13 protein-coding genes and 1 pseudogene are annotated in these 16,311 nt (G+C 72.3%); 5 read left to right on the top strand and 9 right to left on the bottom strand.

The features are described 5' to 3' along the window. The first annotated feature begins 4 nt into the window (after positions 1 to 4). Complete coding sequence (locus tag AC5677_RS20525; RefSeq protein ID WP_497196465.1) at positions 5 to 190, top strand: hypothetical protein; 186 nt, start codon at positions 5 to 7, stop codon at positions 188 to 190. A 553-nt stretch (positions 191 to 743) separates the two neighbouring features. Here the strand turns inward: AC5677_RS20525 and AC5677_RS20520 are convergent. After that, on the bottom strand, positions 744 to 1,499 hold the full coding sequence (locus AC5677_RS20520; RefSeq protein WP_497196464.1) for a GbsR/MarR family transcriptional regulator: 756 nt from the start codon (positions 1,497 to 1,499) through the stop codon (positions 744 to 746). A gap of 262 nt (positions 1,500 to 1,761) precedes the next feature. On the opposite strand from AC5677_RS20520, the gene AC5677_RS20515 reads away from it, so the two are divergent. After that, positions 1,762 to 2,424 (top strand): DUF4097 family beta strand repeat-containing protein, encoded by a 663-nt coding sequence (locus AC5677_RS20515; RefSeq protein WP_497196463.1) that lies wholly within the window; start codon positions 1,762 to 1,764, stop codon positions 2,422 to 2,424. A 210-nt stretch (positions 2,425 to 2,634) separates the two neighbouring features. After that, positions 2,635 to 3,876, top strand: a complete 1,242-nt coding sequence (locus AC5677_RS20510) for a serine hydrolase domain-containing protein (RefSeq protein WP_497196462.1) — start codon at positions 2,635 to 2,637, stop codon at positions 3,874 to 3,876. Positions 3,877 to 3,976: 100 nt separating this feature from the next. Here the strand turns inward: AC5677_RS20510 and AC5677_RS20505 are convergent, their stop codons facing one another. Both AC5677_RS20505 and AC5677_RS20500 read right to left on the bottom strand, forming a co-directional pair. Next, positions 3,977 to 5,197, bottom strand: coding sequence for an MFS transporter (locus AC5677_RS20505; protein WP_497196461.1), 1,221 nt, complete (start codon positions 5,195 to 5,197; stop codon positions 3,977 to 3,979). Between the two features lie 83 nt (positions 5,198 to 5,280). Beyond that, positions 5,281 to 5,880, bottom strand: coding sequence for a malonic semialdehyde reductase (locus tag AC5677_RS20500; RefSeq protein WP_497196460.1), 600 nt, complete (start codon positions 5,878 to 5,880; stop codon positions 5,281 to 5,283). A gap of 122 nt (positions 5,881 to 6,002) precedes the next feature. On the opposite strand from AC5677_RS20500, the gene AC5677_RS20495 reads away from it, so the two are divergent. Then, a complete protein-coding gene (locus AC5677_RS20495; RefSeq protein WP_497196459.1) occupies positions 6,003 to 6,533 on the top strand; it encodes a MarR family winged helix-turn-helix transcriptional regulator in 531 nt (176 codons plus the stop codon). Between the two features lie 290 nt (positions 6,534 to 6,823). Here AC5677_RS20495 and AC5677_RS20490 read toward each other — a convergent pair whose 3' ends face one another. Together AC5677_RS20490 and AC5677_RS20485 are read right to left on the bottom strand one after the other, a co-directional pair. After that, positions 6,824 to 7,612 (bottom strand): TetR/AcrR family transcriptional regulator, encoded by a 789-nt coding sequence (locus AC5677_RS20490; protein WP_497196458.1) that lies wholly within the window; start codon positions 7,610 to 7,612, stop codon positions 6,824 to 6,826. 46 nt (positions 7,613 to 7,658) lie between these two features. Continuing rightward, on the bottom strand, positions 7,659 to 9,230 hold the full coding sequence (locus AC5677_RS20485; RefSeq protein ID WP_497196457.1) for an MFS transporter: 1,572 nt from the start codon (positions 9,228 to 9,230) through the stop codon (positions 7,659 to 7,661). A 281-nt stretch (positions 9,231 to 9,511) separates the two neighbouring features. On the opposite strand from AC5677_RS20485, the pseudogene AC5677_RS20480 reads away from it, so the two are divergent. Further along, positions 9,512 to 9,604: pseudogene (locus tag AC5677_RS20480) on the top strand (TetR/AcrR family transcriptional regulator); the annotation flags it as partial. Between the two features lie 172 nt (positions 9,605 to 9,776). On the opposite strand, the gene AC5677_RS20475 reads toward AC5677_RS20480, so the two are convergent. From AC5677_RS20475 to AC5677_RS20460, 4 genes are read right to left on the bottom strand one after another with little or no spacing between them, the layout of a single operon-like run. Then, positions 9,777 to 12,050 carry a glycosyltransferase family 39 protein gene (locus AC5677_RS20475; RefSeq protein WP_497196456.1) on the bottom strand — a complete coding sequence of 758 codons (2,274 nt, stop codon included), beginning with the start codon at positions 12,048 to 12,050 and terminating at the stop codon, positions 9,777 to 9,779. Continuing rightward, a complete protein-coding gene (locus AC5677_RS20470) occupies positions 12,047 to 13,447 on the bottom strand; it encodes a bifunctional glycosyltransferase family 2/GtrA family protein (RefSeq protein WP_497196455.1) in 1,401 nt (466 codons plus the stop codon). Before AC5677_RS20470 ends, AC5677_RS20475 begins: the two co-directional genes overlap by 4 nt. 26 nt (positions 13,448 to 13,473) lie before the next feature. Further along, positions 13,474 to 15,186 carry a sensor histidine kinase gene (locus AC5677_RS20465; protein WP_497196454.1) on the bottom strand — a complete coding sequence of 571 codons (1,713 nt, stop codon included), beginning with the start codon at positions 15,184 to 15,186 and terminating at the stop codon, positions 13,474 to 13,476. A gap of 5 nt (positions 15,187 to 15,191) precedes the next feature. Beyond that, positions 15,192 to 15,893 carry a response regulator transcription factor gene (locus AC5677_RS20460; protein WP_497196699.1) on the bottom strand — a complete coding sequence of 234 codons (702 nt, stop codon included), beginning with the start codon at positions 15,891 to 15,893 and terminating at the stop codon, positions 15,192 to 15,194. Positions 15,894 to 16,311: the final 418 nt, after the last annotated feature.

Raw genomic sequence — 16,311 nt, 5'->3', positions numbered from 1 at the left:
TGGCATGACCGCCCCAGCACACAACAACGAACCCCCCTGCCCCGCATGCAACGAACTCAGGATCAAGCTGGCGCACGCCCTGTTCGCCCGCGACCTCTCCGAAGCCGTCGACTACCGCGTCCTGCTGCGCCGCCATCCGCGTCATGACGGCATCCCCGTCCAGAAGACCGTCGGCTCGGACACCCCGTGACGGCGGGTGACAGGAGCTGACGCCGACGACATGCGCGCCCTTCCCGTACGCCTCGCCCTGCGTCGCTGGGTCGGGCGCCTGTTCCCCGCGACCGGGCGGCACCGTGCGGCAGCCCCGTCCCCGGTGCCCCCTCCCAAACTGCCGCCCCGTCGGAGCCTTCTGCCAACCCACAAGAGCCCCTACGCCCAAGAGGCCGCGGCCGACGCGCCGTTCACGGACGCGGATGCGCTCGGGTCCGTGCGGCCCTACGTGCGCGTGGAACGGCACTGGGCCCTCGACATGGTGGGGGGCTGACGTGACGGACGAGGCACCCCCGCGAGCGCCGTGGCAGCCCCGGCTGTGCGGGGCGACCCGGCCCGAGGGGAGCGGCAATCCGCGGCCCTGCGCGCGGGCAGAGCACGCCGACGGCGAGCATGTGGACCGGCAGGGCGTGGCGTGGCCCGGATGGGACGCCACGGAGCTGCGATGAGGTAGATGAGGTAGATGAGGTACTTGCCAAGGGGTCGGCTCGGGTGCCACCGGCCGTGGCCGACGAGACGGCTGTTGCGACCGGTTATTCGCCGTCCGAACCTGGCGCAGCCGTGTCGTCCGGGGTCGTTTCGGCCCTGGTGTAGAGGACCTCGCGGCCCTGTTCCGCGGCGCGGATGAGCCCCTCGCTGACGAAGTCGAGGAAGCGGGCGGCGTTTTCGAGGCGGTTGGCGGCCGGGGTGCCTTGGCCGAGGACGCCGACGCCCTGGCGTGCGGTTTCGATGAACTGGTCGTTGGCACGGGCACTGCGGATCATCGCCTGGTACCAGAGGTCGTCGTCGACGACGTAGCGCTCGCGGCGGCGTTCGTCGCGTTCCCGGCGGACGAGGTCCTGGCTCTCCAGGAACGTGATCGCTTTGGAGATGGACGCCGGGCTGACCTGGAGGCGCTGGGCGAGTTCGGAGGCGGTGAGGCTGCCGGCGTCGGTGGTGTAGAGGCAGCCCAGCACCCGGGCCATCATCTTGGGCAGGCCCGAGATCATGTAGACGGTGGTGAGGGCCTCCTGGTAGTCGCGCACGGCCTCGGCGTCGCGTCCGTAGGGCTGCGGGGACGCCTGCGGCCCCCGGGGCGCGGCCTGCCTGCGCTGGTGGGTGCGCTGCTGGGTGGCGCGGTGGGCCAGGTCGGCGCGGTAGCCGGCGGGGCCGCCGTTGCGTGTCACCTCACGCGTGATCGTGGAGGTCGGACGTTCCAGACGGCGGGCGATCTCGGCGTAGGCCAGGCCGTCGGCCAGCCCCATTGCGATCTGCTGACGCTCGGCCTGGGTGAGCCTGCCTCCCGGCATCACGACCCCTTTCGTGCCCCATGGGTGCTCCATGGGGCCGCTCGGTGTTCCTCGACGCTTCCATCATAGCTTTCACCTTCAATTCATTGCAACGATCAACGCTTCGTCGTTGCGTTAAGCGAGAGGGTGTTGCAATGATTATTGCGCTCTCACCTGCAGGTATAGCGTTTTCATGCAAAGAAGTTGTTGCCTGACATTGGAAAGCAACGTAGCTTTTCCATCGTTCGGAAACATCGAGCGGACAACGCAAAGGGAGAGCACGATGCAGAAGTTCGACACCACCGCCCCGATCGCCGCCGTCCTGGCCATCCCCGCGGGACGCGTCCAGTTCATCGCCGCGGACCGGGCCGACACCGTGGTCGAGGTCCTGCCCGCCAACGCCTCGAAGGGCCGCGACGTGAAGGCCGCGGAGCAGACCACGGTCGCGTACGCCGACGGAGTCCTGCGGATCGAATCCTCGATGAAGGACCAGTACTTCGGCCCCACCGGATCCGTCGAGGTGACGGTCAAGCTGCCCGCCGGTTCCCGCGTCGAGGCCAAGTCGGCCGGCGCCGAACTGCGGACCGTCGGCCGCCTCGGCGACGTCGCCTTCGAAGGCGCGTACCGCCGGATCAAGCTGGACGAGACCGCGAGCCTCCGTCTCACCGCGGTCGACGGCGACATCGAGATCGGCCGCCTCGGCGGCCCCGCGGAGATCAGCACCGCACGCGGCGACATCCTCATCACCGAGGCCACGGGCGGCAAGGTCCAGCTCAGCACCCAGTCCGGCGACATCACCATCGGCGCCGCCGCCGGCGTCTCCGCCGCCCTGGACGCCGGCACCGGCCACGGCCGCATCAGCAACGCCCTCAAGAACGACGGCACCGCCGATCTCGACATCCACGCCACCACCCCCTACGGCGACATCACCGCCCGCAGCCTCTGACCCGCCCCCTCCGAGGCAGCACCCGCAACACCACCCGGTCATCGGGGCGGACGCGAACTCGCGAACGCCCTGGCCGACATGGACGCCGCAGCCGGGCAGGCGTCCCGCACGGCGAACGCAGCACCGTCGCCGTCCAGGGACGCGCCCGGCGGCAGCGCACCCCACCCGCGCCAACCGCCCCTCCACACGGCCCACAAGGAGCACACAGCCATGTCTTCCCACCTCACCGGCCACCACAACGGCTTCTCCGAAAAGGGGCTGCGCAACGTCCGCGACGTGCTGGCACGGCACGTGGAGTCGGGGAAGATTCCCGGACTCGTCGCCCTGATCGGCCGGGGCGACCAGACGCACGTCGAAGCGGTCGGGACGATGCGCCATGACGGTGGCGCGCCGATGCGCCGGGACACGATCTTCCGGATGGCGTCCACGTCCAAGCCGGTCACGGTCGCGGCGGCGATGGTCCTGCTGGACGAGTGCCGGCTGCGGCTCGATGACCCGGTACAGGAGTGGCTGCCCGAACTCGCCGACCGGCGGGTACTGAAGCGGATCGACGGCCCGCTGGACGACACCGTGCCGGCGCGGCGGCCGATCACCGTACGGGACGTGCTGACCTCCACGTTCGGGCTCGGCATGGACATGACGGTGCTTGGCACTCCGATCATGGGCGCGGTCTTCGAGCAGGGGCTCACGCCCAATCTGCCGGAGCCGATGCCTGAGCCGGACGAGTGGATGCGCCGCCTGGGCACGCTTCCCCTGATGCACCAGCCCGGGGAGCGCTGGCAGTACCAGATCAGCAGCGATCTGGTCGGAGTGCTTGTCGCCAGGGTCACGGGCCAGTCGTTCGGGACGTTCCTGCGTGAACGCATCTTCGACCCGCTGGGCATGAAGGACACCGGCTTCCACGTGCCCGCCGACAAGATCGACCGGCTGCCGGCGCTCTACGCCCCCGACCCGCAGACCGGTGAGTTCACCGTGTGGGACGAGGCCGAGGGAGGACGGTGGAGCAGTCCTCCGGCGTTCGAGGGCGGCGGTGGCGGCCTCGTCTCCACCGCCGACGACTACCACGCCTACTTCCGGATGCTGCTGAACGGCGGGATGCACGGGAGCGAACGGATCCTGTCCCGCCCCGCCGTCGAGCTGATGACCACCGACCGCCTCACGCCCGAGCAGAACGCCGCCCGGACCGCCCTGGCCCGCGACAACGTCCATGTGTCGTTCGGCCAAGGGCAGCACGGCGGCTGGGGCTTCGGGATGGCGGTGCGCACCTACCGCGGCGACTACGCGCCCATCGGCCAGTTCGGCTGGGACGGCGGAAGCGGCACCTCCACCTACGCCGACCCGGCCAACCGGCTCACCGGCATCCTGCTCACCCAGGTCGGGGCGTCCGTCCCGAATTCGATACGGCTCATGCACGACTTCTGGACCACGCTCTACCAGGCCATCGGCGACTGACACCGAGCCCCCGGCCCCGAGCCTGTGCTCGGCTGCCGGGAACGGCCGGGGCGCGGTGCCGTTCTGGTGCGGCACCCGGGCCGTCGCCCGGCGGGAGGGCTCAGGTCAGGACGAGAAGTGTGGCGAGGGCCGGGCCGAGTGCTCCGCCGAGTTGGTAGCAGAGGACGAAAAGGCCGATCGCGGCCGGCCGTTGGGCGGCCGGGGCGTCCTGGGCCGCATGCACGGACAGGACGGCGTTGCTGCCGCTGGCGACGAGCACGGCCGCTGCCGCGGCGATGAGCAGCACGGGCCCCCAGGAGGTGAAGGCGGCGGTGAGGGGCGCGGCCGCGCCGAGGGCGATGAGGACGGTGAGGACCCTTCGGTGGCCCAGCCGCGCTGCCGTGGCGGCGAGGAGCCAGGAGAGCGCGGAGCCGGTGAGGAGTGCGACCAGCTGCCCCGTGCCGATGGCCTCGGTGCTCCATCCCGTCCGCCGCCGCGCGAGTTCGGGGAGGGCGAACAGCAGGATGAAGTAGGAGGTGGAGAACGTGAAGGCGAGCAGGGCGGAGCTGACGAACGCACGTGAGCGCAGCACGGCGGCGGGAACGAAACCGTCCGGACGGCGCCGCACGTGGAGGGCGAGCGGGAGGGCCGCGGCCGCGGCGGCCAGCGCGCCCATGAAGGGAGCCATGGGGATCAGCACCACGGCGGATGCCAGTGCCGCGACGAGCCCGGCCCCGACGGTGTCGAACGGCGCGGCCGTGGTGCGTTCCGGAGCGGTCCGCGTGGTGTGACGCCAGACGGCGGGCACCGCGAGGAGCGCAAGGGCGGAAAGGGCGAGCGAGGCACGCCAGGTGAACATGCCCGCGAGCGCGGAGCCGAGGAGCGGCCCGACGGCGCCCAGCGCCCCGAACCCGGCGGTGATCGCCCCCATCCGGCGGGTCGTGCCGGCGAGGTTCATCGCCACGGCGACCAGCCCCGCGCCCCCCGCCGCCTGTGCGGCTCTGCCCACGAGCGTCAAGGGAAGCCACGGCGCGACCGCGACGAGCGCGGTACCGGCCAGCGCGGTGACCGCGCTCGTGAGGAGGGTCGCCCGCAGGCCACGGTGCCGGACGAGGGCCCCGAACAGGGGCGTTCCGACCGTCATGGCCCAGGCGAAGGCGGTGACCATCCAGGTCGCCTGGGCGGTGGAGACGCCCAGCGAGCGGGCCATGTCGGGAAGGATGAGGACGGGTGCGTTGGCTCCGGTGGCGATGGGCGCGGCGAGGAGTGCCAGCCACAGCGCGGACGGCCGGCGAGGCGCCGTGGGAGTGGTGAGCTGAGGTGCGGAGACTGCGGTGGACACGATGACCCCCGGTTTGGTCGTGCAGGCAGCGGTGGACGGTGAGGGAGGCGGAGCGGGTCGGCCCGGACGGTGACGTCCTGGGCTCAGACGGTGGTGACGGCCTCGTCGTAGGCCAGGCGCGGGGAGCGGGGGTACCAGGCGTTCTCGCCGGGCCTGCCGATGTTGACGACCATGAGCGGGGTGTGGTCGTCGTCGAGGAACTCCTTCTGGACGCCCGCGAAGTCGAGGCCGGTCATCGGGCCGGCGGCCAGACCGGCGGCGCGGACGCCCACGATGAAGTAGGCGGCCTGGAGGGCGGCGTTCAGCAGGGCGGACTGCTCGCGGACCGGGCGCTCCGCGAAGAACACGTCCTTGGCCTGCGGGAAGTGCGGCAGCAGGGACGGGAGTTCCTCGTGGAACTCGTTGTCCGCTGCCAGGATCGCGACCAGTGGGGCCCCGGCGGTCTTGGCCTGGTTGCCCTCGGCCATGTGCGCGATCAGACGCTCGCGGGCCTCGGGGGAACGGACCAGGACGACGCGCAGCGGCGACTGGTTGTAGGCGGTCGGGCCGTACTTGACCAGGTCGTAGATCGCCTGGACATGCTCGTCGGTCACCGGCTCGTCGGTGAACGTGTTGGCGGTGCGGGCCTCACGGAAGAGGAGGTCCTGGGCGGCGGCGTCAAGGGCGAGGAAGGGCGTGGACATGGGGACTCCGTCCGTTCAAGGTTGAGAGTTTCAACGTTGAGATAAAAGCATCGCGACTAGTTCAACGTCAAGTGATTCAACGTTGAGATACCCTGGGGGCCCGACGCGCGGAGGAGACGGTCATGAACGAAGCGAATGACGGGGCGGGTGCCGATGCCGTGGACGGCATCATCGAGCAGTGGACGCAGGAGCGCCCCGACCTGGCCGACGCGCTATGGCCCGTGCAGGTGCTCGGCCGGCTCCAGCGCCTCGGCGTCGTGCTGGAGAAGCAGTTCCGCGCCCACGCCGCCCAACGGGATCTGGAACTCGGCGAGTTCGACGTCCTGAGCACCCTGCAACGCTCCGGGCCCCCGTACGAACTGACCGCCGGAGCCTTCCGCAAGGCGGCCATGGTCACGTCCGGGGCGATCACGAACCGCATCGACCGGATGGAGGCCAAGGGCCTGGTCGAGCGGGTCCGGGACACCGGGGACCGGCGCTCGGTGAAGATCCGCCTCACCGAGCGTGGCCACGAGATCACCCGCGCCTACATGGCCGGCCACCTCGCCGACTCGGCTCACCTGCTCGAAGCCTTCGACCGCGAGGAATGCGAGGACCTGGCGCGCACCCTGCGCCGCCTGCTGATCTCCCTCGGCGACACCACCATCAAGTAGCACCACCCTCACCGAGGCGGCGCAGGAAACGACGCCTTGACGCCCCCGGCGACTCCCCCACCGATCAGGCCCTGGCGCCGGGAAGGGAGATGGCGCGGAACATGGCGTCGCCGAGCTGATCCCGGATCAGCGTGTCGATCCTGTTGGCCCGCGGAACATGGCCGCAGGGCCGCCAGGGATAAATGCGGTCATTGATCCAGGGAGTCCGCCAGTCGTCCGCACGGCTGGTTCGGCCGGGGACCGGAAACACCTAGGTGCTCTCTGCGCTCACCGATACGTGCTCGTTGGGCTCACCGACCGGCCCGGTCCCGCATCGCCTCGATGCCTGCGAACTGCAGTTCCAGGGCGAACGTGAAGTCCTGGTCGAGCATCTCCAGCGCGCTCCGGCCCTCCCGGACGTAGGCGGTCCGGCTGGACAGTTCCATCGTCTCGGTGAACTCCGGGCGGTCGGCGAGCGTGGTCAGGACCTGTTCGAAGTACTCGTCGATGCTCATGCCCGCGGCCCGGCAGCGGGCCTCGTGCGTGGCGCGGATCGTGGCGAAGCCGTAGACGAAGTGGAAGAGGGAGGCCAGCGCGCCCGAGGCGCGGTCCGGGTCCAGGCCGGTGCGCCGCATCACCCTCATGGTGGCGTTGGCGAAGGCCATCGACTGCGGGCCGATGTTCATGAACTCGGCGAGCAGCCGGGCCGCCCAGGTGTGGCGCAGCAGCAGGTCGCGGTAGCCGGTGGCGAGGACGCGCAGCTGGTCGCGCCAGTCGGCGTCGGCGTCCGACTCGTCGGGCAGGGCCATCTCGCCGGTGACCGCGTCCACGGCCAGTTCCAGCAGTTCGTCCTTGGTGTCGACGTACCAGTAGACGGACATCGCGGTGACGCCCAGCTCGGCGGCGAGGCGGCGCATCGAGAACTTCGCCAGGCCCTCGGCGTCCAGCAGCCGGACCGTCGCCGCGATGATCTTGTCGAGGTCGAGTCCGGCCGGCTGGTCCGCCTTGCGTTTCAGCGGGGGGCGTTCGGTCAGCCAGACGCTGTTCGGCCGCGCCGGTTGTGTCGGTCGCTTCCTGGCGCGGCCGTCCGTCGCTGCCATGGCGCCCCTCCCTGCTCGTCGTGCGCGGTCCCGTACACCGCCGATGCTATTCCGCCGGTGCGGCGGACGGTCCCGGCACCGATGCCCCGTCGGCCTCCTGACCGGCGTCCTGACCGGTGCGTTCCGCGCGGCGCAGGAGCAGCGCGGCGAGCAGTCCGCCGACGAACACCGCGGCGGCGCCGACCAGCTGGCTGGTGTGGATGCCGGTGGCGAAGGCGTCCTGGACGGCGGCCCGTTCGGTGTCCGTATGAGTCCGGGCGAGCGCGGCGGGGAGCGAGCCGGCGCCCGCGGCGACCACCGGGAGCAGCGCCACGAAGCGGGAGCTGAGGACCGCGCCGAGGGCGGCGACGCCGAGGCCCTGGCCGAATTCCATCAGCGTGCCGTTGACGCCCGCGCCGACGCCGGCCTTGGCGGGCGGGATGGCGGACATGACGGCGTTGGCCATGGCGGGCATGGCGAGCGCGGCGCCGACGCCCATCACGATCAGGCCGGTCAGCATGCCGCCGTAGCTGTGCCCGCCGAGCAGCGAGATGGCGGCGAGGCCGACGGCGAGCAGCGACATCCCGGAGACGATCATGCCGGGGGTGCCGAGCTTGGGCAGCAGACGGACGCCCAGGCCGGTGAAGTTGATCAGGATGATGGTGACGGCGAGCGGCGCCATCCGCAGTCCGCCCTCCAACGGGCCGTAGCCCAGGACCAGTTGGAGGTGCTGAGTGAGCAGGAAGAGGGAGCCGCCCATGCCGAAGGCGACGAGGATGCCGCCGGAGACGGCGCCGATGAAGCGGCGGTCCTGGAAGAAGTGCATGTCCAGCATGGGGTGCGGGACGCGCAGCTCCCAGAGGGCGAAGGCGGCCAGGCCGACGATGCCGACGGCGGCGGAGAGCAGGACCTGGGCCGAGAACCAGCCGGACGCCGGGCCGGTGATGATCGCGTAGACGACGCCGACCATGCCGACCATGGACAGCAGCGCGCCGACGACGTCGGGCCGGTCGCCGACGCGGTTCTTGGACTCGGGAACGAGGGCCAGTACGGCCGCGAGCGAGACCAGCGCCACGGGGATGTTGACCAGGAAGAGCGAGCCCCACCAGAAGTGGTCGAGGAGCCCGCCGCCGATCAGCGGGCCGGCGGCGAAGCCGAGGGAGTTGATCGAGCCCCAGATGCCGATGGCCTTGGGGCGCTCCTCGTCGTCGAAGATCTGCATGACGACGGCGAGGGTGGTGGTCATCAGGAGCGCACCGCCGATGCCCATGGCGGCGCGGGCGGCGATCAGCTGTCCGGGCGACTGGGACAGCGTGGCGCCGAGCGAGGCGATGCCGAACAGCGCCAGGCCGACGGCGAGCATCTTCTTGCGGCCGTAGCGGTCGGCGGCATTGCCGGCGGTGAGCAGCAGGCCGGACTGGACGAGCGAGTAGGCGCTGATCGTCCACTGGACGTCGGCGGTGGTCGCGCCCAGCTCCTTGGTGAGCGAGGGGATGGCGACGTTCAGCACGGTGTTGTCGAGGACGACGGTGAGCTGGGCGAGGCAGATGACCCCGAGTATCAGCCAGCGGGCGGCGTTGCGGCCCGGTGGCGGGAGGGGCGTGGCGGCGGAGGTGGCGCCGGAGGCCACGGAGGGCATAGGGGCTCCCTGTGCGGTGTGAGCGGGGACGAGATATACACCGTACAACTTTCCTATACGTCGTACATTTGTTTTTCCGGCCGGGCCCGGGATCCGGCCCCGGGGATCGACGGAGCCGTGGCCGGAGCCGGGATCGATCACGGCCGCCTCCGCGCCGGACGCCCTCGTGCACCTCGGCGACGACCGCGCACACCGGGAGGATCCGCAGACCTCCCTGGCCGCGCCGCTGGTCGCCGAGGCGTCAGCCGGGTCGTCGGGTCCGGCCGGTCAGCCGTTCCCCCGAAGCCCTCGCCGCCCCCGGACGCCCCCTCATCCCCGAAGCCACCTTCACCCGGTTCCTCAACCGCCTGATCGACGGCCTCGACGGCGGCTGAGCCCGGCAGCGGGCGGTCCGACAGAGAAGCCGAAGGGCCGGTATCTCAGGGGAGATACCGGCCTTCCGGGTGCGGGTGCGGGCCCGATCGCGCGGCACGGCCTTCGGCCCTGGCCCGCGGGGGGCTTCGCGTCGAGGGCGGCCGTACGGCCCCTCAGCGTCTCTTCGCCAGGTCAGCGCCGCTTCGTCAGGTCATAGAAGGTGGCGTTGCCGACGGTGACCTTCTTGAAGGTCTTCTCGACCCAGGAAGTGATCTCGGACGAGCCTCCCTTGCCACGGGGGCCGCCGCCGGGGCCGCCGCGGCCTCCGAAGCCACCACCGCCGATGAAGTAGTGGATCTTCCCGTCCGTGACGTACTTCTTGAACTGGGCGAGGGTCGGCGACGGGTCGCTGCCGTTGAAGCCGCCGATGGACATCACCGGCTTCTGGGTGGCGAGTTGGTAGCCGGCGGCGTTCTGGGAGCCGATGGCCGCGGCGGCCCAGGTGTAGTGGTCCGCGTTGCCGGTGAGCATCGCCTTGGCCTCGGCGCTCACCTTGGCGCCGTTGAGCAGGCCGCCCATGCCGCCCATCCGGCCGGCCTTGCCGCCGGCCTTCCCGCCGCCCGGCCAGCCGCCCATCCGGCCGTTCCCGGCCTTGCCGGTGCCGGGGAAGCCCTGCCGACGCCCCTGCTGCTGCCGGCCGGGGGCCTGGCCCTGCGGTCCGGCCTGGGGTCCGCCTTGGGGCGCGCCCGGGACGTTGCCGCCACGCCACAGGCCGGCGTAGCGCATCCCGCCCGGGAACCGGCCGCCCGGCCCGCCGAAGGAACCCCGGACCTGGGGCCCGGCCGTGATGATCGAGCCGCCCTTGGCCGTGTTGACCGTGTCGAGGACGTACGCGAACGGCCCGGCCAGCGCGGTCACCACGGCGAGCCCGGCCGCGAGCGCGGCGAGACGCGCACGCGGGGACGTGGCGGAGGACGGAGGGGAGGACGGAGAGGAGGACGGAAGGGAGGACGTACCAGGGGCCGCCGTCGCTCGGCTCCGGAGCGCCGGCAGCAGGCCCACCGCCGCCAGCAGCCCGAGCACCAGCACCGTCCAGCGCAGCCACGGCAGCCAGTTGGCCGAGCGGTCGAGCAGGACGTACGACCACACGGCGGTCACCGCGGTCGTTCCGGCGAGGACGAGGGAGGCCGCCAGCCCGCCGCGCCGCCACAGCAGCACGGCCCCCATGCCGACCAGCGCCGCGATATAGGGCGCCAGCGCGATGTTGTAGTACTGGTGGAAGATGCCGGACATGAAGCTGAAGACCGCGAAGGTCATCAGCAGCGCACCGCCCCAGACCAGGAACTCCGCCCGCTGACCGGCCTGTTCGGCGGCCTCCGCGCGCCGCGCCCGCCACAGCACGCACACGGCCGCGACCAGCAGGATCAGCGCGGCGGGCAGCAGCCAGGCGATCTGGCCGCCCATATCGGACGAGAAGAGACGGGTGATACCGGTCTCGCCCCAGCCACCGCCGCCGCCACCGGGACGGCCGCCCCCGCCGACGCTGCCCGTCTCATTGCCGCTGATCCGCCCGAAGCCGTTGTAGCCGAAGGTCAGTTCCAGGAAGCTGTTGTGCTGCGACCCGCCGATGTACGGCCGCGAGGACGCCGGCCACAGCTCGACCAGCGCCACCCACCAGCCGCCGGAAACCACCATCGCCAGCCCGCCGAGCAGCAGCTGCCCGAACCGGCGGCGCAGCGCGACCGGCGCACAGCACGCATAGACCACGGCCAGCGCCGGCAGGATCAGCCACGCCTGCAGTGTCTTGGTGAGGAACCCCAGCCCGAAGCACAGCCCGGCCAGCACCAGCCACTTCGTCCGGCCGTCCTCCAGGGCGCGCAGCACCGCCGCGACGGCGCACACCATCAGCAGGCACAGCAGCGCATCGGGATTGTTGAAGCGGAACATCAGCGCCGCGACCGGCGTCAGCGCCAGCACCCCGCCCGCCAGCAGCCCGGCCGCCGCGCCGAACCGCCGCCGCACGGCCCCGTACAGCACGCCGACCGTCGCGACGCCCATCAGCGCCTCGGGCACCAGGATCGCCCAGGAGCTGAGCCCGAAGAGCCGTACGGACAGCGCCATCGGCCACAGGGCGGCCGGCGGCTTGTCGACGGTGATGGAGTTGGCCGCGTCGGAGGAGCCGAAGAAGAAGGCCTTCCAGCTCTCGCTGCCGGCCTGTACGGCGGCCGAGTAGAACTGGTTGGCGTAGTCGTTGGCGCTCAGGTTCCACAGGTAGAGCACGGCGGTGACCAGCAGGAGCGCGAGCAGGACGGGGCGCGCCCAGCGGGGGTCCGGCGGCCCGGCCGGTGCCTCGGGACCGGCCGGAGCGCCGTCGGCGGGTGGTGCCGGTGCGCCCTCCGGTGGGGTGAGCGGGGGCGGCGACTGGGCGGCCGTGGCCTCCGGGTCGGCGGGCTGGTGCGGGGTCATCGAGCGCTCCTGGTCAGGTCGTCACGGTCGTCACGGTCGTCATGGTCGTCGCGGTCGTCGCGGTCGTCGCGGTCGTTCCGGTGGTGCGGGGCGGGCGGGGCGGGCGGGGCGGGCGGGTGGGCCTCCAGGGACTCGGCGCGCCGCTCCCGCTCGCGTTCCGGGAACACCCACGCCCGGAAGAGCAGGAACCGCAGCACGGTCGCCGCGAGGTTGGCGGCCACCAGGACGGCGAGTTCGGTGCCGTGCGAGGGGTTCCCGGTGGCGGTGTCGAGGGCGGCGAGGGAGCCGCTGGTCAGGGCCAGCCCGATGGCGAAGACGACCAGCCCCTGGGCCTGGTGGCGCATCGCCCGGTCCCGTCCCCGTACCCCGAAGGTGAGCCTCCGGTTGGCGGCGGTATTACCGAGGGCGGACACCAACAGGGCGGCCGCATTGGACAGTTGGGGCCCGAGGGCGAGCCGGAAGAGGGAGTAGAGCCCCAGATAGAGCAGGGTGCTGAGCGCCCCGACCACACAGAAGCCGACCAGCTGACGGGCCAGTCCGCCGGGCACTCCGGTCAGCTCGCGGTCGCGGGGGTCGTCGCCGAACGGCCGCACGAGCCGGTCCAGCGGCAGCCGCCCGGTGGCCAGCGCCCGCCCCACCCGCCACACGCCCTTGAGGTCATCGGCGGCCGTCCGTACGAGGTGGACGGTGCTGTCGGGGTCGTCGACCCAGTCCACCGGCACCTCATGGATCCGCAGCCCGGCCCGCTCCGCGAGCACCAGCATCTCGGTGTCGAAGAACCAGCCGGTGTCCTCCACCATCGGCAGCAGCCGCTCGGCGACATCGCCCCGCACGGCCTTGAACCCGCACTGCGCATCGGAGAACCGCGCCGCCAGCGAGCCGCGCAGGATGAGGTTGTACGTCCGCGAGATGAACTCCCGCTTCGGTCCGCGCACGACCCGCGCGCTACGGCTGAGCCGCGAGCCGATCGCCAGATCGGAGTGGCCGGATATCAGCGGCGCGACCAGCGGAAGCAGGGCATTGAGGTCCGTGGACAGATCGACGTCCATATAGGCCAGCACCGGCGCCTCGGACAGCGTCCACACGGTGCGCAGCGCGCGGCCGCGCCCCTTCTGCTCCAGCCGTACGGCGGTGACCTCGTCGAGCGCGTCGTCGAGCCGGGCCGCGACCTCGGGGGTGCGGTCGGTGCTCGCGTTGTCGGCGATGGTGATCCGGAAGCCGTACGGGAAGGTGCGGACGAGATGCTCGCGCAGCCGCCGCACGCAGGGTTCAAGGTCGGTCTCCTCGTTGTAGACGGGGATCACGACGTCGAGGACCGTCTCGGTCTGGCCGAGGCGCAGATGCTCGCGGGGCGGCAGGGCGCCCAGCGGGGGGCGGGTCGGCTGTGTCGTCGTCATGCGGACGACACTCGCCAACCGGGCTGTCATGGTGGTGTGGTGAGCCTGTGTCCGGGCTTTGAATCGGCGGCCGGGGGGCGTCGGAGGTCGTCCTGGGGCGCGGGCGAGGCCTGAGGCGCGGGTGAGGCCTGAGGCGCGGGCGGGCCCTGGGGCCGTGCCGCCGGGAGGGCGACCGTGAAGACCGTCCGGCCGGGCGCGCTCTCGACGGCGACCGTGCCGCCGTGCGCACCGACCACCGCCTGCACGATGGCCAGCCCCAGCCCCGTACTCCCGGCGCCCCGCGACCGCGAGGCATCGCCGCGGGCGAACCGTTCGAAGACATGCGGCAGCAGGTCGGGCGGGATACCCGGCCCGTCGTCGCGGATCTCCAGGAGGACGGACGGGGCGGTGGCGCCGGGGGCGGACGGGGCGGTGGCGCCGGACGGTTCGCCGGGGGCGGACCGCACGCCGACGACGGCCTGCGCGCCGGTGACGGCCGTACCGTCGCGGCCGCCGGGCCCGCAGTCCGCGCGTCCGCGCACCCGGGCCGTCACGGTCGTCCCCTCGGGGGTGTGCGTCCGGGCGTTGGCCAGCAGATTGACCAGGACCTGGTGCAGCCGGTCGGCGTCGCCGTGCACCAGCACCGGATCGTCGGGCAGCTCCAGCCGCCACCGGTGACCGGGCCCGGCCGCCTGCGCATCGCTCACCCCGTCCACCACCAGGGCCGAGAGATCGGTGCTCTCGTACGAGAGCGGGCGTCCGGAATCGAGCCGGGCGAGCAGCAGCAGGTCCTCCACCAGCCCCGTCATCCGCTCCGCCTCGGATTCGATCCGCCCCAGGGCATGCCGCGTCTCCGGCCCCGGCCGCTCCCGCCCGCGCCGGGTCAGCTCCGCATAGCCCCGTATCGACGCCAGCGGCGTACGCAGCTCATGGCTGGCGTCGGCGACGAACCGCCGCACCCGCGTCTCGCTCTCCTGCCGCGCCGACAGCGCCGAGCCGACATGCCCCAGCATCCGGTTGAGCGCCGCACCGACCTGCCCCACCTCCGTACGGGCGTCCGCCTCGGCCGCCGGCACCCGCACATGCAGCGCCACCTCGCCCTGGTGCAGGGGGAGTTCGGACACCCGGGTGGCGGTGGCCGCGACCCGGCGCAGCGGCCGCAGCGCGACCCCGACCATCACCGCGCCCGCGATCCCGGCCGCGGCCAGGCCGGCGACCGTCACCCACGCCTCGACGCGGATGAGCCTGGCGACCGTGTGGTCCACCTCGCGGAGCGGCATCGCCAGCACGACCGTGCCGTCCGGGGAGGACCGCACCCGGTAGTCGCCGAGGCCCGGTATCTCGGCGGTGTGGGGCGCCCCGTCGCGCGGCACCCGGGCCAGCGCCGCCGCCTGCGCACCGCTCAGCCCGTCCAGCCGCTCCCGCGGCAGCCGGCCGGTGGAGTTGTTGCTCTTCGCCCCGCCCTCCATCGCCCCGTCGGGTCCGAACCGCGCGCCCACCGTCCCGATCGGCGCCCCGCCCATCGCCACGAAATCGAGGTTCGTACCGCCCACCAGGCCGGGCGGATGCAGCCTCTGGGCGCCTACCAGGCCCTCCCCCACCTTCTCGTCCAACTGGCCCTGCAGATACGACTGCAGCGCGATCGTGGTGACGGTGCCGATGACGGCCGCGACGACGGCGATCAGCGCAACCGCCGACACCACCAGCCGGGTGCGCAGCGTCCAGCGCCTCGGAAGAGCGGACGTCGGCGAGGAGCTCATCCGCACTACCCACCCGGCTTGATCAGATACCCCGCACCCCGCCGGGTGTGGATCATCGGCGCCCGTCCGGCGTCGATCTTCCGCCGCAGATAGGAGATGTAGAGCTCGACGACGTTCGCCTGGCCGCCGAAGTCATAGCTCCACACCCGGTCCAGGATCTGCGTCTTGCTCAGCACCCGCCGCGGATTGCGCATCAGGTAGCGCAGCAGCTCGAACTCGGTGGCGGTCAGATGGATCTCGTCCCCGCCCCGCCACACCTCGTGGCTGTCCTCGTCCAGCTCCAGATCGCCGACCGTGAGCCGCGGCGCGCTGCGCGCGGCCGCCGCCCCGGCCCGCCGCAGCAGCCCGCGCAGCCGGGCCACCACCTCCTCCAGGCTGAACGGCTTGGTGACGTAGTCGTCGCCGCCCGCCGTCAGCCCGGCGATACGGTCCTCGACGGCGTCCTTGGCGGTCAGGAACAGCACCGGCACATCCGGCAGCTCCCGCCGCAGCCGCCCCAGCACGGTCAGCCCGTCCATGTCCGGCAGCATCACATCGAGCAGCACCGCATCCGGCCGCCAGCTCCGCGCACACCGCAGCGCTCCCGCACCGTCCCCCTCGGCACGGATGTCCCAGCCCTCGTACCGCAGCGCCAGCGACAGCAGATCGGCGAGCGACGATTCGTCGTCGACGACCAGCACCCGCACCGGGCTTCCGTCGGCACGCAGGAGCTCGGGCTGCTTGGCGGGCCCGCGCCGCGCACCGCCCGCGGCGGCGGAAGCGGACGGGCGCGCGGCCCCCGTAGGGGCGGAACCCGTGGAGGCGGAGGACGGCGCTGGGGACGGCGAAGTCACGGTCATGCGGCAAGGCTGACCCGCGCCCGTGAAAGCTCCCTTGGGGATTTCTGTGAATTCCCTGAGAAGTGCGCGGGGCGGGACGGCGCGGCCCTCGTCGCACCGCCTCCCCCGCACCCTCCCCGGGCGTGCGCGACCGGCCTGGGCCGCCCCCCGCGCGGTCCAGCCCGATCACCACTTCCTCAGCATCGCACCCCCCACTGACAATCGCCCTGACCAGCGAAAACGCCCCAGCTGCCGCCCAACTGGCCGCCTCGCGCCCCCTCCTGCGATGCGCCCCTCCCCTTCTCCC

It is taken from the genome of Streptomyces sp. JLSY215 (assembly GCF_059682825.1).
Note: the sequence above shows the minus strand (reverse complement) of the source record. Positions and strands in the feature narration are given on the sequence as shown.

What these genes read in the sequence shown, in the direction of transcription:
- AC5677_RS20525 (WP_497196465.1), top strand. Translation starts at nt 5, where the DNA reads ATGACCGCCCCAGCACACAACAACGAACCCCCCTGCCCCGCATGCAAC.
- AC5677_RS20520 (WP_497196464.1), bottom strand. Translation starts at nt 1,499, where the DNA reads ATGCCGGGAGGCAGGCTCACCCAGGCCGAGCGTCAGCAGATCGCAATG.
- AC5677_RS20515 (WP_497196463.1), top strand. Translation starts at nt 1,762, where the DNA reads ATGCAGAAGTTCGACACCACCGCCCCGATCGCCGCCGTCCTGGCCATC.
- AC5677_RS20510 (WP_497196462.1), top strand. Translation starts at nt 2,635, where the DNA reads ATGTCTTCCCACCTCACCGGCCACCACAACGGCTTCTCCGAAAAGGGG.
- AC5677_RS20500 (WP_497196460.1), bottom strand. Translation starts at nt 5,880, where the DNA reads ATGTCCACGCCCTTCCTCGCCCTTGACGCCGCCGCCCAGGACCTCCTC.
- AC5677_RS20495 (WP_497196459.1), top strand. Translation starts at nt 6,003, where the DNA reads ATGAACGAAGCGAATGACGGGGCGGGTGCCGATGCCGTGGACGGCATC.
- AC5677_RS20490 (WP_497196458.1), bottom strand. Translation starts at nt 7,612, where the DNA reads ATGGCAGCGACGGACGGCCGCGCCAGGAAGCGACCGACACAACCGGCG.
- AC5677_RS20485 (WP_497196457.1), bottom strand. Translation starts at nt 9,230, where the DNA reads ATGCCCTCCGTGGCCTCCGGCGCCACCTCCGCCGCCACGCCCCTCCCG.
- AC5677_RS20475 (WP_497196456.1), bottom strand. Translation starts at nt 12,050, where the DNA reads ATGACCCCGCACCAGCCCGCCGACCCGGAGGCCACGGCCGCCCAGTCG.
- AC5677_RS20470 (WP_497196455.1), bottom strand. Translation starts at nt 13,447, where the DNA reads ATGACGACGACACAGCCGACCCGCCCCCCGCTGGGCGCCCTGCCGCCC.
- AC5677_RS20465 (WP_497196454.1), bottom strand. Translation starts at nt 15,186, where the DNA reads ATGAGCTCCTCGCCGACGTCCGCTCTTCCGAGGCGCTGGACGCTGCGC.